Origin of the sequence: Methylobacterium goesingense, assembly GCF_022179225.1 — a bacterium.
GTDB classification, from domain to species: Bacteria; Pseudomonadota; Alphaproteobacteria; order Rhizobiales; family Beijerinckiaceae; genus Methylobacterium; species Methylobacterium goesingense.
Window position 1 is genome coordinate 25,332 of record NZ_BPQL01000067.1, and the last position, 19,445, is coordinate 44,776.

Here is a 19,445-nt window from a genome sequence, read left to right on the forward strand (position 1 = left end):
CTCAGGCCGCGCGCCGGGCCGCGAGAACGATGCGGGCCGCACTCCGGCTCGGCGGATCGTCGTCCGGTAGGCGCATCAGGCCGTCGATGCGGGCGAGCGCCACCACCTGCGCGTCGCGTTCGGGGCCGCCGGCCAGGAGCGGCGCCAGCGCGTCGGCGAGGCGCGGCGCAGTGCAATCCGCCTGGATGAATTCCGGCATCGCGTTCTGACCCAGGATGAGGTTCGGCAGCACGATGGTCGGCACCTGGATGAGGCGCCGGGCCACGGCCTCCTCGATGCGCGAGACCTTGTAGGCCACCACCATCGGCACGCCCGCGAGCGCCAGTTCGAGGGTCACCGTGCCGGAGGCCGCCAGGGCCGCCCGCGCCCGCCGGAAGGTCGCGTGCTTGGCCGCCTCGCCGTGGACCAGGGTGACCGGGGCATCCCAGGCGAGCGCAAGCCGCTCGATCAGGGCGCGGTGCCGGCTCACGGCGGGTAGTACCGCCTCGATCGGCCCGAAGCGCTCGGTGAGCCGGGCCAGGGCCGCGCCGAAGACCGGCATCAGCCGCTCGATCTCGGAACGGCGCGAGCCCGGCAGGATGGCGAGGACCGGCGGGCCGTCCATGCGGCCCTTCGCTTCGGCCGGCCCGGGGCGCAACGCGTCGAGCCGCTCGATCAGGGGATGGCCGACATAGCTGCAGGCGGGACCGTTCAGACGCCGGTGCGCCTCGGGCTCGAAGGGCAGCAGGGCCAGCACGTGATCGATGAAGGGGCGCATCCGCGCCGCCCGCCACGGCCGCCACGCCCAGACGCTGGGCGAGACGTAGTCCACGATGGGCAGGTCGGGCATCCGCTTGCGCACCCGTTGCGCCACCGCGTGGGTGAAGCCCGGGCTGTCGATGATCACGAGCACGTCGGGCCTCGCCGCGACCACGTCCCGCACGGTCTCGCGGATGCGGCGCAGGAGGGTACGCAGCCGCGCGGCGACCGGCAGGTAGCCCATCACCGCCACGTCGTCGATCGGGAACAGGGAGCGGAAGCCCTGCTCGGCCATCGCCTCGCCGCCGACCCCGCCGAAGCGGATCGGCCGATCCGAGAGTTCGACGAGGCCGCGCATCAGCTTGGCCCCGAGCTGGTCGCCGGAATCCTCGCCCGCCACCAGCCAGATCGTCCGCTCGGGCTTCGGCTCGCTCATGCTCCCAGGTCCCTTGCGTCCATTCCCGTCGCCGCATCGAGTCCGACGAGGAAGAGCCCCGCCCGATCGGCCGCCGCGATGGTGGCGGGCCGGTCGATGATCAGGGTGAAGCGGGCCTGGACGGCGAGCCCGGCGCAGCCCGCCGCCGCCGCGTTGGCGACGGTGCGCGGCCCGATCGCCGGGAGATCGACGCGCAAATCCTGGCCGACCTTGGCGAGCTTCACCAGGACGATGCCGGCCTGCGCCCGGCCGAAGCCGAGGGGACGCCGGGCGAGGCTCCGGGCCCGGGCCAGCATCCGGTCGGTGCCTTCGGGGCCTTCCACGGCCAGGGCGCGCTGGCCCGCCAGCACCGCCGCCTGTCCGACATCGTGGGGCGACAGCGCTCCCAGAAGGGCCTGCCCGGCCGCGATGGAGACGGCGGCCACCGCGTCGGGCCGGTGGCGGCCCATCACCCCCGCCGGGCTCAGGAGATCGGGAGCGACCTCGTGGACACCCACCACCCCGTGGCCGTTCTCCTCCAGGAGCGCGAGAGCGCCGCGCAGGAGCCGGTCGTCGCCGCCGCCCGAGATCGCCCGCAGGGCCTCGCGGTTGCGCAGGGCCGCGGCGGCATTGAGGATCGCGGCCGGGTTGGGGCGCGAGACGCCGCCGGCCGGCACCACGCTGACGGGACCCCAGCGCTTCAGGACGGCGAGAATGCCGGCGATGTCGAGGAGGTCGACGGTGGCGGCAGCCCGGGCGCGCATGGCCGGCTCGGCGAAGCCCCGGATCGCCAGGATGCGGTAGGGCCGCCCCGCCCGGTCGAGGGAGCCCGCCACGAGTTCCGGCAGGCGACCGGCCCCCGCGACCAGCACCAGCGCCGCGGGCAGCGGCTCGGCGCGCGCGGCCGGCGCGGGATTTGCGCTCACGGTGCGCCCGGCGCCTCGCGCGGCGTGCAGATCGAGCGTTTGCCGCCCACACGGATGAAGGCGATGATCTCGGCCACCGCGCGGTGGTGCTCGAACTCGGAGGCCACGTCCTCCACCCGCTCCATCAGCGTCCCCTCGTTGGCGAAGAGCAGGCGATAGGCCCGGCGCAGGGCGTGGATGTCCTCGCGGGCGAACCCGCGCCGCTGCAGGCCGATGATGTTGAGGCCCGACAGGTAGGCCCGGTTGCCCAGCGCCATGCCGTAGGGAATGCAGTCGTTCTCCAGGCCCGACAGGCCGCCCACGAAGGCGTGCGCGCCCACGCGCGCGAACTGGATCACGGCCGCGCCGCCCCCCAGGATCGCGTAGTCACCGACGCTGCAATGGCCGGCCAGCATGACGTTGTTGGAGAACACGACGCCGTCGCCCACCCGGCAATCGTGCCCGACATGCGAATTGGCCAGGAAGGTGCAGTTGTCGCCCACCGTGGTCTCGAGGCCACCGCCGGCGGTCCCCGGATTCATGGTGACGCCCTCGCGGATCAGGCAATCCGCACCGATCGTCAGGGTGGAGTCCTCGCCCTTGAACTTCAGGTCCTGCGGCGGATGCCCGATGGAGGCGAAGGGATAGAGCCGCGTGCGGGGTCCGATCGTGGTCCGGCCGGCGACGACGACGTGGCTGACGAGTTCGCAGCCCGCGCCCAGAGTCACGCCGGGGCCGACGTGGCAGAACGGCCCGATCCGGACGCCCTCCCCCAGGGTTGCGCCGTCCTCGATCACCGCGCTCGGGTGGATCCCGGGGCCCGCGCTCACTCGGTCACCAGCATGGCGCCGATATCGGCCTCGGCCACCAGCACGCCGTCGACCCGCGCCTCGCCGCGGAACCACCACATGGTGCGGCGGTGGTTCGTCTTGGTCATGTGGTAGTGCACCGTATCCCCCGGCACGACGGGCTTGCGGAACTTGCACTTGTCGATGGTCATGAAGAAAACCTGCTTCGTCTTCAGGTTCTCGGTCATGATGTGACGGCAGCAGATGGCACCGGCGGTCTGAGCCATGCCCTCGATCAGCAGGACGCCTGGAAACACCGGCAGTCCGGGAAAATGGCCGGTGAATTGCGGCTCGTTGATCGTGACGTTCTTCACGCCGATACAGCTGCGGTCGCCGTCGATCTCGATGATCCGGTCGATCATCAGGAATGGGTAGCGGTGCGGCAGCAATTCCAGGACCTGCTGGATATCAGCCGAGCCGAACTCTCGCGGCATGTCGTTCATCGATCAGATAACCTCACTGAGCGCGCCGACGCCCCCGCCGTCCCGCCTCGTTTCCCAAATCACCAACGCATTGGACGCGCCTTCATTCGCGAGATGATGAATGGATGCAAGCCCCGGCCGCCGATTGAACGCATGCCGGCTACCGATCGAGGACGGGGCGGCCGCGCATAAAACGGGGCTCGCCACACGCCGCCTGCGAAGGCCGGCCTCAGCCCTTCGGTTCGTCGCCGCCGGAGCGCTCGGCGAGGCGTGCCAGAGTGGTGAGTTCCCGGAACCAGGCGCGCACCGGCTTGGCCGGCGTCCCTCCCCAGCGGCTGCCCGGCGGCACGTCGCGGTTCACGTTGGAGGAGCCGGCGATCTGTGAACCCATGCCGATGCGCAGGTGCCCGACGACGCCGACCTGTCCGCCGAGGACAACGTAATCCTCGAGGGTGGTCGAGCCGGAGATGCCCACACCGGAGACGATGACGCAGTGGCGTCCGATCACGACGTTGTGAGCGATCTGCACGAGGTTATCGATCTTGGTGCCCTCGCCGATCACCGTGTCGCGGCTGGCGCCGCGGTCGATCGTGGTGTTGGCACCGATCTCGACATCGTCCTGAACGATGACGCGGCCGATCTGCGGTACCTTGAGGTGGCCGCCGGGACCCATGGCGAACCCGAACCCATCCTGTCCGAGGCGCGCACCCGGGTGGATGATGACCCGGTTTCCCACCAGGGCATGCGTCAGGGTGACCCCGGCGCCGATGGCACAGTCCCGCCCGATCCGCACGCCCGGTCCGATGCTGGCATTGGCACCCACGATGGTGCCGGACCCGATCTCGACGTTCGGGCCAATGACGGCACCCGGATCCACGTGGACGCCGGGCTCGAGCCGTGCCTCAGGATGGACATGGGCGCCCGGGGCCACACCGCTCGCCGCGAAGAGCGAGGCGGGTCGCATCGCGTCGGGATGCAGGCGGGCGAGCAGCCCCGCATAGGCCCGGTAGGGATCGCGCAGGACGAGGGCGACGGTGCCGGCCGGCACGCGGGGCGCGAAGCGCGGCGAGACCAGGCAGATGCCTGCCCGGGTCGCGGCGAGCGCGTCCCCGTAGCGGGCGTTGTCCATGTAGGCGACATCCTGCGGCGTCGCCGATTCGAGGGGCGCGGCCCCGGTGATCACGCGGTGTGGATCGGCGCCCTCGGGCAACGAAACGCCAGCAGCCTCGGCGATGGCGCCGAGGCTGAGGGTGGTGGACGCGGAGAAGAAGACCGGATCTGACATGCTGTTCCAACGCGCCGCCTCCCGAGAAGGAGGCGGCGCTCGATGTCAGAAGCGCGAGCCGCCGGAGAACCGGAAGGCCTGGATCTGATCCTGGCCGACGCGGCCGAAGGCGGTCTTGATGCCTTCGTCCTTCGAGAGGGCGTAGGCGTAGTCGAAGCGGATCGGGCCGAGCGGCGAGTTCCAGAGGATCGAGGCACCGACCGAGGAGCGGATGATCAGCTTGTCGCGGACGTTCACGCACTCGGGCTCGACGCCGATGGTCGCCTGGTTGAAGTTACAGCCGCTGCCCGGCGCGAAGCCGTTGATGAAGCGATCGTTGTTCACGTCGAACTGCGTGCGGCCGTTATAGCCGAACAGCGTACCGGCATCGGCGAAGACCGCGCCCTTCAGGCCCAGATCCCGCGGGATGCCGGGGAGCGGGAACTGAACTTCGACCGTGCCGCCGAAGTAGGTCGAGCCACCGATGGCGTTCGAACGGCTGTCGGAGATGCCGATGTCGCGCGGGCCGATGCCGTTGGGTGCGAAGCCGCGCACGAGCGACGGGCCAAGGAAGAACTGATCGGTGATGCGCAGGGGCTGGTTGTTCAGGGCCTCGATGTGACCGCCCTGGAAGCGCACGAAGCCGACGATGTCCTCGTAGAACTCCTTGTAGTAGCGGGCATCACCCGTCACGCGGAAGAACTTCGAGTCGCCGCCCAGACCCGCGAGGTCCGGCTTCAGCTCGGCGTAGAGGCCGTTGCGCGGCGAGGCGAAGTTGTCGAGGGTCGAGTAGGCGAGCGTCAGACCGGCAAGCGAGGTGAGGGTCGAGCCCTGCGATCCCTTGAGTGCAATCGAAGCTTCGCCATCTGCGGCACAGAGCGGAAACGCTGCCTGCTCACCGACCGCACCCGTGGCCTTCAGGCCGTTCGTGAGGGTCGTATAGCCCGGAATCGGGTTCGAGCAGTCGTTGTACGGCCGCTTGACGGTGTTCGGGACGCGCAGCTCGGTGTTGTAGAGCGAGTAGCGCAGGGTGACACCGAACTCCTCCGTGATCGGCAGGCCGACGCGGAGCTGTCCACCGTAGACCGTGGTCTCGTAGCGCGAGTAGCGGGTCTGGTCGCTGTACTTGTAGAAGGCGTCGAAGCCGGCGGCCAAGCGATAGCCCAGGAAGTACGGCTCCGTGAACGAGAAGTCGAACCCGCGCGAGTACTGGCCACCGGTGCCGGCGACGCGGACATACTGGCCGCGTCCGAGGAAGTTCGACTCGGAGACCGAGACCTCGCCGATGATGCCGTCCTGGGTGGAGTAGCCGCCCGCCACCGAGAACGAGCCCGTGGGCTGATCCTCGACGTCGATGTTGATGATCACGCGGTCGGCCGAGGAGCCCGGCTCGTTGGAGAAGCGGACCTTCTTGAAGAAGCCGAGGCCGTTCAGACGCCGCTCGGCGCGATCGGTCAGCACCCGGTTGTAGGCGTCGCCCTCGGTGATATCGAGCTCGCGACGGATGACGTAGTCGCGGGTGCGGGTGTTGCCGCGGATGTTGATGCGCTCGACATAGACGCGCGGACCGTCCTCGACCACGAAGCCGAGGGCCACCGTGTGGGTGGCGCGGTCACGCTGTCCGGTGGGGCGCACCTGCGCGAAGGGGTAGCCCTGGCGGCCGACCTGGTTGGTCACGCCGTTGAGGGTCCGCTCAACGTCCTCGGCGTTGTAGACGTCGCCGACCTGGGCACGCACTTCGCCGTCGAGCTTCTGGGTATCGAGGCCCGGCAGGCGGGAATCGATCGCCACCGCGCCGACGCGGTACTGCTCGCCTTCCTCGACAGTGACGGTGATGACCCAGCCGGCGTCACCCTCGCCCTCGACGTAGCGAGCATCGGCGTTGACGACGCGGAAATCGGCGTAGCCGTTCTTGAGGTAGTAGCGCCGGACGATGTCGAGATCGCTGGTGATGCGATCGGGATCGTAGACGTCCGAGGTCTTGATGAAGCTGAGGAAGTTCATCTCCGACGAGGACATGAGCTCGCGCAGCTTGGAATCGGAATAGACGTTGTTGCCGACGAAGTTGATCGCCTTGATGCCGGTCTTGTCGCCTTCCTCGATGACGTAGATCACGTCGAGGCGGCCGTTCGGCAGATCCACCGTGCGGAAGCTCACCTTCGCGGTGCCGCGGCCGGCGCGGCGGTAGACTTCCTTGATGCGCTGGATATCGGCCTGGACCACGCCCTGGCTGAAGGCGCCACGGGCCTTGGCCTCGACCTCGCCCTCGAGGGTGGCCTTCTCGATCTTCTTGTTCCCCTCGAACACCACCCGATTGATGATGTTGTTCTCGCGGACGCTCACCACCGTGCCGCCGCCGCTGCGCGACACCTTCACGTCGGAGAACATGCCGGTCGCCAGCAGGTTGCGGCGAGCCTCTTCGGGGGAGCCCGAAGCGGTGCCGGTCACGTAGGACCGGATCGTGTCGGCATCGACACGCTTGTTACCCTGGACGACGATCTGCTGCGCCTGAGCGGCGCCACCGAGGACCAGGCCAGCGGCCGCCGCGGCGACTAGGACGATGGTCTGTTCCGCCGACTTGCGCCGGCGCTTCCCCGTCATCGACATCATGTAATCGCCCGTCTCTTTTATCTTCAGCGCGAGTTTGCACCCGCAATCAGCCACCCGTTTGCGGGCGTCCTGACCTCTGGTCCCAAGCTCAGCTTCTATCGGGATTCCCAGGCGAAGCAAACGCTCGGGGCTCCCGCTCACCCGGGATTTTGCGGAGACGTGGCCTTCCGGTCACTTAACGCCGCGCTTCGATCCCCCAACAGGGTCAACGAATCGTTCCGCGCGGGGCGTCGCTGCCCCGCGCGGAACGAAGAATGCGATGGTGGTGAAAGACTTTAGGCGTCCCGGAACGGGATGCGCCCACAATCCACAGGCGCGTCGGGCCGATTTCAGGTCCCGCGGCCGCGCCAGGAGAAACCGAGGTTCAGGATGTCGTTCCAGGCGGCGAAGAGCATGAGGAACAGCACGAGCGCCAGCCCGATCCGGAAGCCGATCTCCTGCGTGCGCTCGCTCAAGGGGCGCCCGCGCACGGCCTCGAAGGCGTAGAACAGCAGGTGGCCGCCATCGAGAAGCGGGACCGGAAAGAGGTTGAGGAGCCCGATCGAGACGGAGAGCAGGGCCACCAGCCCGATCAAGCCGCCGACGCCGCCGACCTTGGCGACCTCGCCCGAGACCCGTGCGATCCCGATCGGACCCGAGAGCTGGTCGGGAGATTCCCGGCCCGTAAGGAGCTTGCCGATGTAGTCGACGGTCCGGTCGACCACGAAATAGGTCTCGTACACGCCGAGGCCGAGGGAATCGACGGGGCCGTAATGAACGAGCTTGGCATCGGCCGCCTTGGGGCCCTGGATGCCGAGGCGGCCGAAGCGATGCCGGCCGAACGGCGTCACGTCTTCCTTGCTTTCCGGCACGGCGACGAGGTCCTGGGTCTGGCCGTTGCGCTCCACCGTGATGGTGAGCGCGTTCCCGGCCGCACCCGAGACCGTGCGCTGCATGTCGGTGAAGCTGCTGATCCGCGATCCGCCGATGGCGCGGATCACGTCGCCGGGCTGGAAGCCGGCGCGGGCGGCGGCGCTGTCCGGGACCACGGCCTCGACGCGGGCCGGCGTCTCGTAGCGGCCGTTGAGGTAGATGGCGCCCGAGAAGAGCGCGATGGCGAGGAGGAAGTTGGCGATGGGGCCGGCCGCCACGATGGCGGCGCGCTTGGGGAGAGATTGAGTCGGGAAGCTCGTCGCCCGCTCACCCGGGCTCATGCGCGCCACCGCCGCGGGGTCCGGCACGCTGGCGCCGTTGGCGTCGCCGTGAAACTTGACGTAACCGCCCAGCGGCACCGCCGAGAGCTTCCAGCGCGTCCCGTAACGATCGTTGAACCCGAACAGCTCTGGGCCAAAGCCGAGGGAGAAGGCGTGGACGCCGACGCCGCACCAGCGCCCGACCAGGAAGTGCCCCATCTCGTGGACGAAGACGACGATGCTCAGCACGATCAAGAAGGGGATCACGGCACCGAAGAATCCGGTTGCCGTGCCGCCCATGGCGTTCAGGAAGTCCATGCGTCGATCCTTTCGGCCTCCCCGGGGCCGTCGTTCCGCTCTAGCAGATCGTGTGCGTACGACGCGAACGCAAACCGGAACGGCGAATTTCGGCGTCGCAGCGGCGCGCGGGGACCGGATATCCCCGCATTCCCGGTGACAGGGTAAAGAGCGGGGCCGGCCTCAATGCCCCCCACCGGCACCCGCCGCCGCGCGAGGCCGGCGGATGAAGGGCACGGCGCAGGCCATGGCCACGAACAAGATGGTGAGCACCAGGAACACGTCGGTGAAGCCCATCACCAGCCCCTGCATCCGAACGGTATTCATCATTGCCTTCAGGGCCATGGCGTCGGCGTTGCCCCCCAGTATCTCGAACTGCCGGCGTGTCATCTCCAGGCGTTCGAGGACGGCGGTGTTCGTCCAGGTGAAGCGCTCGTGCAGCCGCGCGAGGTGGAGGTCCCAGCGGTCGTTGAGCACGGTGTTGATCAGCGCGAGGCCGACGGCGCCGCCGAGATTGCGAGTGAGGTTGTAGAGCCCCGAGGCGTTCTTCATCCGGGCCGGCGGCAAGGTACCAAGCGCGATGTTGTTGATCGGGATCATGCACAGCATCAGCGAGCAGCCACGCAGGACCTGCGGCACCAGGAGCTCCCAGAAATCCCAGTCCTTGGTCAGCCCCGTGACCATCCAGGTGCCGGTGGCGAAGCCGAGGAACCCGAGCCCCATCATCAGGCGCGGATCGACCTTGCCCGAGAAGCGCCCGGCGATCGGCGCGGTGGCGAACATGCAGAGGCCCGAGACGAACATGGTCTCGCCGATCTGCAGCGCGGAGTAGCCGCGCACCCGGCCGAGATAGACCGGGTACAGGTAGGTCAGCCCGTACAGGCCGATGCCGAGGACGAAGCTGAAGATGCTGCCGGCCGCGAAGTTCCGGTCGGAGAAGGCGCGCAGGTCGACGATGGGCTCGGCCGCCGTGAAGGCCCGCCAGAAGAAGGCCGGCCCGGCCGTGAAGCAGACCACCGCGCAGGCGAAGACCGTCTCGTCCGCGAGCCAGTCGTGGTTCGGCCCCTCCTCCAGCACGTATTCGAGGCAGCCGAGCATCAGCGCCATGAAGGCGAGGCCGAACCAGTCGAAGCGCTTGAACAGCGCGAGGTTCGGCTCGTCGAAATCGACCAGCAGGTAGGTGGACACCGTGACGAAGATCCCCGGCACGACGTTCACGAGGAACAGCCAGTGCCAGTCGAACAGGTCGGTGAGGTAGCCCCCCACCGTCGGCCCGATGGTGGGGGCGAGGGTCGCCACGAGGCCGATCATCGGCGAGACGATGGACCGCTTCGAGGGCGGAAAGATCGTGAAGGCCGAGGCGAACACCGTCGGGATCATGCCGCCGCCGATGAAGCCCTGCGCGGCCCGCCAGACGATCATCTCGTTGATGGAGGTCGAGGTGGCGCACATCAGGCTCATCGCCGTGAAGCCGCCGGCCGAGACCACGAACATCCAGCGGGTCGAGACGACCCGCGACAGGAACCCGGAGAGCGGAATCGAGATCACCTCGGCGATGAGATAGCTCGTCTGGACCCAGGGGATCTCGTCGCCCGAGGCCGAGAGGCCCGCCTGGATCTCGGCGAGCGAGGCCGAGACGATCTGGATGTCCAGGATCGCCATGAACATCCCGAACACCATGCAGACGAACGCCACCATCCGGCGGCGGTCCAGCGGCGGCTCGGCGCCCGGTGCGGCAGGTCCCAGGGTGGCGGTGGCGGCCATGTGCGGGGCCTAGCGGCGCAACGCCGTACGGACGCGGGCATCGGCGGCCGCCTCCGCGCCCTCGCGGGTGTCCACCCGGACGGTGACGGAGAGGCCGGGCCGCAGGATGCCCTCGCGGGCGACGTCCGCCGGCACGTGCACCCGCACCGGCAGGCGCTGGACGATCTTGGTGAAGTTGCCCGTCGCATTGTCGGGTGGCAGGAGGCTGAAGACCGAGCCGGAGGCCGGGGAGAGCGACTCGACTTCGCCGATGATGTCGCGGTCCGGATAGGCGTCCACCGCGATGTGGACACGCTGGCCCGGATGCATGCGCTCGACCTGCGTCTCCTTGAAGTTCGCGTCGATGCGGACGCTCTCCAGCGGCACCAGGGCGGCGATGCGCGAGCCCGGCGAAACGTAGGCGCCGGCCTCCACGGCCTTGTTGCCGACCACACCGTCGAAGGGCGCCCGGATCGTCGTGAACGTGAGGTCGCGCTCGGCACGGACCTCGGCGGTACGCAGTTCGGCAGCCAACCCCTCCGCCTCCTTACCCTGCGCCCGCAGCACCTCGACATTGGCGCGCATGGCGGTGAGGGAGGCCTCCGCCCCCTTCACGGCGGCGTCCGTGCGGTCGCGGTCGGCCCGCGCCTGCTCGATGCGCGCCTTGGCGACGAAATCGACCTTCTCGAGCTGTTGCTGCCGGGCATAGTCGGCCGCGGCCCGCACCGCGTCGGCCTTGCTGGCGTCGATCTGCGCCGAGGCCTGGAGCATCTGCGCCTGCGCGGCCTCGACCTGCCGGGCGATCCGGGTGATGGCCGCCTGCTGCGTCACCAGCTTGTCGTGCGCGGCCTGGGCGGCGAGGCGGTAGTCGCCATCGTCGATCCGGGCGATCACGTCGCCCCGGTGCATCGTCTGCCCATTCACGACCGGCACCGCCGCGAGGTAGCCGGGCACCTTGGCGGCCAGCACCGAGATGTCGGCCTGCACGTAGGCATCGTCGGTGCTCACGAAGAAGCGCCCGACCGTCCACCAGGCATGCGCCTTGTAGGCGCCGCCCCCGAGGGCAGCGAGGACCAGGGTAGCCATCACGAGCTTGCGCGCACGTCGCGGCTTGGCCGGCGCTTCCGCCGCCGCGATGACGGCCGGCGTCTTCGGTGCAGCCGGCACGACCGTCGGAGGCACGGTAGCGGCGCCCGTCCCGACCGTCCCCGGCTGGGCAGCTTCGGCCCGAAATCCCTCGTCCTCACGCAGGCTCATGGCATCGATCTCATGATGTCGAACGGATTCGCGAAGCATGTTGACCGAACCGTTCGGTCATTTTCTGGACCGCGAAAGCTGGTGCGGTCCGGGTCACTGAGATATTATGACCGAACCGTTCGGTCAATCAGGATGACGACCATGGCGATCGCCGAAGCCACCCCGGATGCGCGGGAGCGCACATCGCCCGAGACCGATAAGCGTCGTCAAATCCTGGAAGGCGCCCGCGCGGTCTTCATGGCTTCGGGGTTCGACGGCGCGAGCATGGGCGAAATCGCCAAGGCGGCGGGCGTCTCCAAAGGGACGCTCTACGTCTACTTCGACAGCAAGGAAGCCCTGTTCGAGGCCCTGGCGCTGGCGGAAAAGCGCGGACTCGCCGAGGTGCTGTTCCGGCTCGATGCCGACGATCCCGACTTACGCGATGTGCTGACGCGCCTGGGGCGCAGCTACCTCGCCGAGATGGTCCGGCCGGAGCACGTCACGGTGATTCGGATGGTGATCGGCGCCTGCGAGAAGTTCCCGCGCCTCGGCCAGGCCTTCTTCGAGGCGGGGCCGGTCCAGGGGACGACCCGGCTCGCCGCCTATCTAGACGCGCAGGTCGCCGCCGGGCGACTGCGCCCGGCGGATACCAACCTCGCCGCCCGTCAGTTCCTGCAAATGTGCCAGGCTGGATTGCTGACCCGGCTGCTGTTCAACGCCGGCGACGGTGCCGTGCAGTCGGAGATCGGGCACAATGTCGAGGAAGCCGTGCGGGTGTTCCTGGCTGGCTACGCCCCGGAGACCTGACGCGGCGGCTCAAGCCGTCGCGACGGCCTGGCTGCTCCACCGGCGGACCTCGGCGTCGATGGCCAGGGCCTCGTCGACATTCTCGGGCGCGCTCCGGTACTGGGCGGCGAAATGTTCGCAGGCCCGCTCGACGAGATCGGCGATGCCGTAAAATCCGATCGCCCCCTTGATGAAGGCTGCCACCGCGATCTCGTTGGCTGCGTTCATCACGGTCGGGGCGGCGCCCCCGGCGGCGAGGGCCGCGCGGGCGATGCGCAGACAGGGGAAGCGAGCCTCGTCGGCTGCCTCGAAGGTGAGGCTACCGGCGGCGGCGAGGTCGAGATGGCGTCCGCGCGCGATCGTCAGGCGCTCGCCGAGGCCGAGGCAATGGGCGATCGGCACCCGCATATCCGGCATGGCGAGGCCGGCTGTCACCGCGCCGTCGCGCCAGTAGACGAGGCCGTGCACGATCGATTGCGGGTGGACGATGACGTCCAGGCGCTCCGGCTCTAGGGCGAAGAGGTGGTGCGCCTCGATCAGCTCCAGCCCCTTGTTCATCAGGGAGGCCGAATCGATGTTGATCTTCATGCCCATCGACCAGGTCGGGTGGGCGGCGGCCTCCGTGGGCGAGGCGCTCGCGATGCGCTCGCGGGTCCAGGTCCGGAACGGGCCGCCGGAGGCCGTGATCGTCATCTTCGAAACGTCGTCGAGGCGCCCGTCGCCGAGCGCCTGGGCCAGGGCATTGTGCTCGGAATCCACCGGCAGCAACGTGGCGCCGTAGCGCTTGGCGTCGCGCATGAAGGCGTCGCCGGCACAGACCAGGCTCTCCTTGTTGGCCAGCGCCACCGTGCGGCCGAGCTTCAGCGCCTCGTGCGTCGGGCGCAGGCCCGCGGCCCCGCTCACTGCCGCCACGACGATGTCGGCATCGCGGGCGACCGCCTCCAGCACGGCGCCCTCCCCGGCCCCATTGCGAATGCCCGTGTGGGCCAGCGCCTCGCGCAGGGCCGGGCCGGTGGATTCGTCGGCCAGGGCGACGAAATCGGGGTTCAGGTCACCGGCGAGCCGGGCGATCGCCGCGACGTCGCGCCCCGCCACGAGGCCGCCGATGCGGAAGCGGTCGGGATGCTGGAGCAGCAGGTCGATGGTGGATTGGCCGATGGAGCCGGTGGCGCCGAGGATTGTGACGGTCAGCAACGGATGGGTCCTTCAGGCCGCCACGAAGCGGCGGGCGATGAGATAGAATCCGGCCAGGACGGCCACGGCGAAGAAGCCGTCGAGGCGATCCATGACGCCGCCGTGGCCCGGAATGGAGCGGCCCGAATCCTTGACGCCATAACGGCGCTTGAGGGCCGATTCCACGAGGTCGCCCCCCTGGCTGAGGATCGAGGCGACGGCGCTGAGGAGGCCCACGAGGGCGAGCGGCGCGGTGGCGAGGTCGCTCCAGCCGTGATCGCGAGCGAAGACCACGAGGCCGATCCCCGCCAGCGTCCCGCCGACGAGGCCCCCGATGGCGCCCGACCAGGTCTTCTTGGGGCTGACCCGCGGCATCAGCTTGGGGCCGCCCAGGGTGCGGCCGGTGAAGTAGGCCACGATGTCGGTGGTCCAGACCACGGCGAACATCCAGGCGGGGCCGAGGAGACCGATGGCCGGATCGTCGCGCAGGGCGGTGGGCACCAGGGCGATCACGGCCGCGCAGGTGAGGCCGACGACGGCCCGGACCCGTCCGGCTGCCTCTTTGGCCACCGCTGCCACCAGGACCATGCCGATGCCCGCGACGGCGAGGCCGGCTCCGAACGAGGCGTCCCCATGCAGGCAGAGCACGAGGCCGAACAGCGTCGCGGCGGTGAACGCGAGCACGAGGCGGCGCGGCGCGGTCGCGCTCATGCCGATCCACTCGGCGGCGAAGACGATGCCGGCGGCGAGCCAGATCACCGCGAAGGGCCAGCCGCCGATGATCAGGGCCGAGAGCACGATGGCGCCGAGCAGGAGCGCCGAGACCACCCGGGCCTGAAATTCGCGGCCCGCGAAGGGACCACGCGGCGCGGTGGGTGCCGCCTCTCCGGGCGCCACGATCAGCCGGCCTTGCCGCTGAGGCCGCCGAAGCGGCGGTCGCGGCGATGATATTCGTCGAGGGCCGCCCGGAAGGCGTCGTCGTCGAAATCGGGCCAGAATTCCGGCACGATCACGTACTCGGCGTAAGCCGTCTGCCAAGTGAGGAAGTTCGAGAGGCGTTGCTCGCCGGAGGTGCGGATGACGAGGTCCGGATCCGGGATGCCGGTGGTGTCGAGGGCCCCCGACAGGGCGTCGAAGTCGATGGCCTCGGGGACGAGGCGTCCCTCCGCGACGTCGCGAGCGAGGCGACGCACCGCACGCAGGATCTCCTGGCGACCGCCGTAGTTGAAGGCAACCACCAGGGTGAGGCCGGTATTGGCACGGGTGCGCTCCTCGGCCTCGTCGAGGAGGCCGGCGATGTCGGCGCTCAGACCGGCGCGCTCTCCGATGATGCGCACGCGCACGTTGTTGCCGTGCAGGTCCGCGAGGTCGCGGCGCACGAAGAGCTTGAGCAGGCCCATGAGGTCGGCGACCTCGGCGGCGGGCCGGCGCCAATTCTCGGACGAGAAGCTGTAGATGGTCAGGTAGCGTACGCCGAGGTCGATGGCCGAGCGCACGGCCCGTCGCACCGCCTCGACGCCCCGGCGGTGGCCCTCGACGCGGGGCAATCCGCGCCCGGCCGCCCAGCGCCCGTTGCCGTCCATGATGATGGCGACATGGGCAGGCGCAGCCTGCCCGGCGAGCGGCTGCGCGGAAAAGCCCGTCGGCCCGCTATCCGGAGCGCCCTGCGCGACCGCCTCGGCGCCGTTCACCCTCGCGGCCTCGATCTGACGCGCGCCCCCTGAGCGACCCAACGCGCTTCTCCCCCATCCGTCGTTCGTGTCGATCACGCGCCGTCCCAAGACCGTATCAGGTCGATCCTGCGGGCCCCTAGACCTGCATGATCTCCTTTTCCTTGGCGGCGAGCACGCCGTCGATCTCGGCGATGAACTGGTCGGTGGCCTTCTGGACGTCGCCCGCCTGACGCTTCTCGTCGTCCTCGCTGATGGCGCCGTCCTTCTCGAGCTTCTTGAGGTGGTCGAGGCCGTCACGGCGAACGTGGCGGACCGCGACGCGGGCCTCCTCGGTGTACTTGTGCGCGACCTTGACCATCTCCTTGCGGCGCTGCTCGTTCATTTCCGGCACGCGCAGGCGGATCGTCTGGCCTTCCGTCTGCGGATTCATGCCGAGGTCGGACTCGCGGATGGCCTTCTCGACGGCGGTGACCATGCCGCGGTCCCAGACCGAGATCGAGAGGAGGCGCGGCTCCGGAACGCTGACGGTGGCGACCTGGGCCATGGGCATCATCGCCCCGTAGGCGTCGACCTGGATCGGATCGAGGATGCTCGGCGTGGCGCGGCCGGTACGCAGGGAGCCGAGATCGCCCTTGAGCGAGGCGACGGCGCCCTGCATGCGGCGCTTGATGTCATTCAGGTCGAACTCTGGAATGGCTGCCATGCGGATCGTTCCCGACGCGAACTGGAGGAGGTGGGGTCGGGCCGCCGGGGCCCGTTCGTGGGCCTCAATGAACCAAAACGAGATGGGTCGCAAATGGCGTTCGCGCCCGCGCGCCGCGAAATCGCTCGCTCGGTCATCCGCGCCGATGCCGCGGGCGGAATCCCCCGGCGCTATGCATGGTGCGATGCCCGTAAGCTTTCCGTTCCCGCGTCATTCTCTTTTCTCGAACGAGCGAGCACGTCGCCACACGCGTTCAGGGGACGACGTGAGTGGCCGGCGCATCGCCGGTGAGGATCGCCTTGATGGAACTCGGGGCATGGACCGAGCCGACGACGATCGACAGGCGGCTCTCGCGAGCCAGCGCGAAGGCGGCGGTGTCCATCACCTTGAGGTCGCGGGCGATGGCCTCGTCGTGGGTCAGGCGGTCGTAGCGGGTGGCGCTGGGATCGCGCTTCGGGTCGGCCGAGTAGACGCCGTCCACCTGCGTCGCCTTGAGCACGGCCTCGCAGCGCAGTTCGGCCGCCCGCAGCACGGCGGCGGTGTCGGTGGTGAAGTAGGGGTTGCCGGTGCCCCCCGCGAGCACCACGACCTGCCCCTTGTCCAGGTGGTGCAGGGCGGGCTGGCGGGCGTAGGTCTCGCAGATCGTCGGCATCGAGACCGCCGACATGGTGCGGGCCGGAACGCCGGCGGCGTTCAGCGCCGTCTCCAGGGCCAGCGAGTTCATCACCGTGGCCATCATGCCGAGGGAATCGCCGGTGGCCCGGTCGATCCAGCCGGCGGCCGAGATGCGGGCCCCGCGGATCATGTTGCCGCCGCCCACGACCAGGGCGATCTGGATGCCGGCCTCGCGGGTGCGGGCGATGTCGTCGGCGATGCCCGCGAGCGTCGGCGGGTGCAGCCAGTAGCCGTCGGGAGCCGTCAGGGCCTCGCCCGAGAGCTTCACGAGGACGCGGCGAAACGGTGTGGTCTCCGGCATCGAGCCAGTCCCCTCAAACCCGGCCCGAGGTCTCGGGCGGGAAGCCAAATGGAAGCGGAGGGGTGTCTAGCCCAAGGCGGCCCGGAACGTCGAGGGGCGGCGGCATCGCTGCCACCGCCCCCGCGTCGTTTTCGGATGCATTCGGCGCCGGATCGACCGGCGCGCGGCGCCTCAGCGCGAGAGGCTCGCGACCTCGGACGCGAAGTCCGGACCCTCTTCCTTCTCGATGCCCTCGCCGAGGGCGTAGCGCACGAAGGCGGTGAGCTTGACCGGCGAGCCGGCCTTGCCTTCGGCCTCCTTGAGGACCTGGGAAACGGTCTTGGAGCCGTCATGCACGAAGGGCTGCTCCAGGAGGGTGACCTCCTTGTAGTAGCTCTTCAGGCCGCTCTCGACGATCTTGGCGAGCACGTTCTCGGGCTTGCCGGCATTCTTCTCGCGCAGGATGTTGATCTCGCGGTCGAGGGTCGCCTGGTCGACGCCGGCGGCATCGAGCGCCACCGGGTTGGTGGCGGCGACATGCATGGCGATCTGCCGGCCGAGGGCGGAGAGCACCTCGACATCGCCTTCGGATTCCAGCGCCACGAGCACGCCGATTTTGCCGAGGCCGTCGGCGACCTGGCCGTGGACGTAGGAGGCGATGACGCCCTTGGTCACGTCGAGCTTGGCGACGCGGCGCAGGGTCATGTTCTCGCCGATGGTGGCGATGAGGTTGGCGAGGCTCTCCTTGACCGTCGTCGCGGAGCCGGGGAACGTGGCGGCCTCGAGGCCCTCCAGGGTTCCGTCGGTGTTCAGGGCGAGCTTGGCTGCCTCGCGGACGAAGGCCTGGAAGCTGTCGTTGCGGGCGACGAAGTCAGTCTCGGAATTCACCTCGACGATGGCGGCGTGGTGGCCGGCGGACTCGACGGCCACGAGACCCTCGGCGGCGACGCGACCGGCCTTCTTGGCGGCCTTGGCGAGACCCTTCTTGCGCAGCCAGTCCACGGCGGCTTCGATGTCGCCGTCCGTCTCGTTGAGCGCGCCCTTGCAGTCCATCATGCCCGCGCCGGTCTTCTCGCGGAGCTCTTTCACCAGTGCGGCGGTGATGTTGGCCATGGCGGGTCCTTTCCGTGTCTTGCCGGATTCAAAGCTGCCCCGGGGGGCTCGCGAAGCCGGCGTTTCTTGAGGGGTTGAGTCTTCTGAAGCGACTGAGCCCGGCGCTCAGGACAAGCGCCGGGCTTCAGGAAGCAGTGTCCGATCCGCCGATGGCGGCCCGATGACGGGCCGCCGGCGCGGGATCAGGCGGCGGCGGCGGCCTCGACGAAGCCGCGGGCCTGCTCGACCCAGCCGTCGCGACCGATGCGGCCGTTCAGCTTGAGGTCGGCATCGACCTTGGCGACGTCGTCGGCGCTCATGGAGGCGAGCTGCCAGTAGTGGTAGATGCCCGCCTCGTTGAGCTTCTGCACGATCTGGGGGCCGGCGCCGTGGAGCTTGGACAGGTCGTCGGGCGCGCCGCGGGGAGCCGAGAGCAGCTCGAAGTGCTCGGTGGACTCCACGAGGGCGGCGACGTCAGCCTGGGTGACCGAGCCGGACTCGATGGAGGCCGCCGTGTCGTCGTTGGCCGGCAACTCCTCGGCGACCGGCTCCTCGGAGGCGCCGATGTCGACGCCCATCGAGCCCTGGCCGCGCGAGATACCGTCGATGGCGGCGCGGGCGATCAGGTCGCAGTACAGGGCGATGGCGCGGCCGGCGTCATCGTTGGCGGGCACGACGTAGGTGATGCCGTCCGGGTTGCAGTTGGTGTCGACGATGGCCGCCACCGGGATGCCGAGGCGCTGGGCCTCCTTGATCGCCAGCTGCTCCTTGTTCGTGTCGATCACGAAGAGCAGGTCCGGCACGCCGCCCATGTCCTTGATGCCGCCCAGCGCCTTCTCGAGCTTGTCCTTCTCGCGGGCAAGCATCAGGCGCTCCTTCTTGGTGAGGCCCTGGGCCCCGCCGTCGAGGGTCTCGTCGACCTTGCGCAGGCGCTGGATCGAGCCCGAGATGGTCTTCCAGTTGGTCAGCATGCCGCCGAGCCAGCGGGAGTTGACGTAGTACTGGGCCGAGCGCTTGGCGGCTTCCGCGATGGTGTCGGCAGCCTGACGCTTGGTGCCGACGAACAGCACGCGGCCGCCCTTGGCGACGGTGTCGCTCACAGCCTGCAGGGCCTGATGAAGGGCCGGCACGGTCTGGGCGAGGTCGATGATGTGGATGTTGTTGCGCGTCCCGAAGATGTAGGACTGCATCTTCGGGTTCCAGCGGTGGGCCTGGTGTCCGAAGTGGGCGCCGGCCTCGAGAAGCTGACGCATGGTGAAATCAACGGCCATGTCTGTGTACTCTCCGGTTGGTACCGCCGCGGAGGAAGCGATCGCGCCCGAGGGACGACGACCACCGGAAACGCCTCATTCAGGCATGAGGCCGGCTCCGCGTGTGGAATGGGCGGGGCCTTAACAGAGGCCGCCCGCCGAG

General features: G+C 69.3%; 17 protein-coding genes. 1 reads left to right on the forward strand and 16 read right to left on the reverse strand.

The window, feature by feature from the left end; translation table 11 throughout:
• Position 1 precedes the first annotated feature (1 nt).
• From lpxB to MFF30_RS12870, 9 genes are all read right to left on the reverse strand, one after another.
• Entirely contained in the window at positions 2 to 1,174 is a 1,173-nt protein-coding gene (lpxB, locus tag MFF30_RS12830; RefSeq protein ID WP_238279811.1) for a lipid-A-disaccharide synthase, read from the reverse strand.
• Positions 1,171 to 2,079, reverse strand: coding sequence for an LpxI family protein (locus tag MFF30_RS12835; protein ID WP_238279812.1), 909 nt, complete (start codon positions 2,077 to 2,079; stop codon positions 1,171 to 1,173). The genes lpxB and MFF30_RS12835 overlap by 4 nt, the downstream gene beginning before the upstream one ends.
• Positions 2,076 to 2,888 (reverse strand): acyl-ACP--UDP-N-acetylglucosamine O-acyltransferase, encoded by an 813-nt coding sequence (lpxA, locus tag MFF30_RS12840; protein ID WP_238279813.1) that lies wholly within the window; start codon positions 2,886 to 2,888, stop codon positions 2,076 to 2,078. Before lpxA ends, MFF30_RS12835 begins: the two co-directional genes overlap by 4 nt.
• Entirely contained in the window at positions 2,885 to 3,349 is a 465-nt protein-coding gene (gene fabZ / locus MFF30_RS12845) for a 3-hydroxyacyl-ACP dehydratase FabZ (protein ID WP_238279814.1), read from the reverse strand. The genes lpxA and fabZ overlap by 4 nt, the downstream gene beginning before the upstream one ends.
• A 208-nt stretch (positions 3,350 to 3,557) precedes the next feature.
• Entirely contained in the window at positions 3,558 to 4,613 is a 1,056-nt protein-coding gene (lpxD, locus tag MFF30_RS12850; protein WP_238279815.1) for a UDP-3-O-(3-hydroxymyristoyl)glucosamine N-acyltransferase, read from the reverse strand.
• A gap of 45 nt (positions 4,614 to 4,658) precedes the next feature.
• Positions 4,659 to 7,202, reverse strand: coding sequence for an outer membrane protein assembly factor BamA (bamA, locus tag MFF30_RS12855; RefSeq protein ID WP_238279816.1), 2,544 nt, complete (start codon positions 7,200 to 7,202; stop codon positions 4,659 to 4,661).
• Between the two features lie 329 nt (positions 7,203 to 7,531).
• A complete protein-coding gene (rseP, locus tag MFF30_RS12860) occupies positions 7,532 to 8,692 on the reverse strand; it encodes an RIP metalloprotease RseP (RefSeq protein ID WP_238279817.1) in 1,161 nt (386 codons plus the stop codon).
• A gap of 162 nt (positions 8,693 to 8,854) precedes the next feature.
• On the reverse strand, positions 8,855 to 10,435 hold the full coding sequence (locus MFF30_RS12865) for a DHA2 family efflux MFS transporter permease subunit (protein ID WP_238279818.1): 1,581 nt from the start codon (positions 10,433 to 10,435) through the stop codon (positions 8,855 to 8,857).
• Positions 10,436 to 10,444: 9 nt separating this feature from the next.
• Positions 10,445 to 11,671, reverse strand: coding sequence for an HlyD family secretion protein (locus MFF30_RS12870; protein ID WP_238279819.1), 1,227 nt, complete (start codon positions 11,669 to 11,671; stop codon positions 10,445 to 10,447).
• 141 nt (positions 11,672 to 11,812) lie between these two features.
• Here MFF30_RS12870 and MFF30_RS12875 point away from each other — a divergent pair, with 141 nt between their 5' ends.
• Positions 11,813 to 12,457, forward strand: a complete 645-nt coding sequence (locus MFF30_RS12875) for a TetR/AcrR family transcriptional regulator (protein WP_238279820.1) — start codon at positions 11,813 to 11,815, stop codon at positions 12,455 to 12,457.
• Positions 12,458 to 12,466: 9 nt separating this feature from the next.
• Here MFF30_RS12875 and dxr read toward each other — a convergent pair whose 3' ends face one another.
• The 7 genes from dxr to MFF30_RS12910 form a co-directional block, all read right to left on the reverse strand.
• On the reverse strand, positions 12,467 to 13,630 hold the full coding sequence (dxr, locus tag MFF30_RS12880; RefSeq protein WP_238279821.1) for a 1-deoxy-D-xylulose-5-phosphate reductoisomerase: 1,164 nt from the start codon (positions 13,628 to 13,630) through the stop codon (positions 12,467 to 12,469).
• A 12-nt stretch (positions 13,631 to 13,642) separates the two neighbouring features.
• The gene (locus MFF30_RS12885) at positions 13,643 to 14,506 is read right to left on the reverse strand and encodes a phosphatidate cytidylyltransferase (RefSeq protein WP_373320897.1); all 864 of its coding nucleotides are present in this window, start codon (positions 14,504 to 14,506) and stop codon (positions 13,643 to 13,645) included.
• A 2-nt stretch (positions 14,507 to 14,508) separates the two neighbouring features.
• The gene (locus MFF30_RS12890) at positions 14,509 to 15,342 is read right to left on the reverse strand and encodes an isoprenyl transferase (protein ID WP_238279822.1); all 834 of its coding nucleotides are present in this window, start codon (positions 15,340 to 15,342) and stop codon (positions 14,509 to 14,511) included.
• A 76-nt stretch (positions 15,343 to 15,418) separates the two neighbouring features.
• Positions 15,419 to 15,985: a ribosome recycling factor gene (frr, locus tag MFF30_RS12895; protein ID WP_238279823.1), complete on the reverse strand. Its 567-nt coding sequence runs from the start codon at positions 15,983 to 15,985 to the stop codon at positions 15,419 to 15,421.
• Positions 15,986 to 16,238: 253 nt separating this feature from the next.
• Positions 16,239 to 16,961 carry a UMP kinase gene (pyrH, locus tag MFF30_RS12900; RefSeq protein WP_238279824.1) on the reverse strand — a complete coding sequence of 241 codons (723 nt, stop codon included), beginning with the start codon at positions 16,959 to 16,961 and terminating at the stop codon, positions 16,239 to 16,241.
• Between the two features lie 171 nt (positions 16,962 to 17,132).
• On the reverse strand, positions 17,133 to 18,053 hold the full coding sequence (gene tsf, locus MFF30_RS12905; RefSeq protein WP_238279825.1) for a translation elongation factor Ts: 921 nt from the start codon (positions 18,051 to 18,053) through the stop codon (positions 17,133 to 17,135).
• 182 nt (positions 18,054 to 18,235) lie between these two features.
• Complete coding sequence (locus tag MFF30_RS12910) at positions 18,236 to 19,303, reverse strand: 30S ribosomal protein S2 (RefSeq protein WP_238279826.1); 1,068 nt, start codon at positions 19,301 to 19,303, stop codon at positions 18,236 to 18,238.
• Positions 19,304 to 19,445 lie beyond the last annotated feature (142 nt).

What these genes read in the sequence shown, in the direction of transcription:
- rseP (WP_238279817.1), bottom strand. Translation starts at nt 8,692, where the DNA reads ATGGACTTCCTGAACGCCATGGGCGGCACGGCAACCGGATTCTTCGGT.
- MFF30_RS12870 (WP_238279819.1), bottom strand. Translation starts at nt 11,671, where the DNA reads ATGAGCCTGCGTGAGGACGAGGGATTTCGGGCCGAAGCTGCCCAGCCG.
- bamA (WP_238279816.1), bottom strand. Translation starts at nt 7,202, where the DNA reads ATGATGTCGATGACGGGGAAGCGCCGGCGCAAGTCGGCGGAACAGACC.
- fabZ (WP_238279814.1), bottom strand. Translation starts at nt 3,349, where the DNA reads ATGAACGACATGCCGCGAGAGTTCGGCTCGGCTGATATCCAGCAGGTC.
- MFF30_RS12875 (WP_238279820.1), top strand. Translation starts at nt 11,813, where the DNA reads ATGGCGATCGCCGAAGCCACCCCGGATGCGCGGGAGCGCACATCGCCC.
- frr (WP_238279823.1), bottom strand. Translation starts at nt 15,985, where the DNA reads ATGGCAGCCATTCCAGAGTTCGACCTGAATGACATCAAGCGCCGCATG.
- lpxD (WP_238279815.1), bottom strand. Translation starts at nt 4,613, where the DNA reads ATGTCAGATCCGGTCTTCTTCTCCGCGTCCACCACCCTCAGCCTCGGC.
- lpxB (WP_238279811.1), bottom strand. Translation starts at nt 1,174, where the DNA reads ATGAGCGAGCCGAAGCCCGAGCGGACGATCTGGCTGGTGGCGGGCGAG.
- MFF30_RS12910 (WP_238279826.1), bottom strand. Translation starts at nt 19,303, where the DNA reads ATGGCCGTTGATTTCACCATGCGTCAGCTTCTCGAGGCCGGCGCCCAC.
- pyrH (WP_238279824.1), bottom strand. Translation starts at nt 16,961, where the DNA reads ATGCCGGAGACCACACCGTTTCGCCGCGTCCTCGTGAAGCTCTCGGGC.
- tsf (WP_238279825.1), bottom strand. Translation starts at nt 18,053, where the DNA reads ATGGCCAACATCACCGCCGCACTGGTGAAAGAGCTCCGCGAGAAGACC.
- MFF30_RS12865 (WP_238279818.1), bottom strand. Translation starts at nt 10,435, where the DNA reads ATGGCCGCCACCGCCACCCTGGGACCTGCCGCACCGGGCGCCGAGCCG.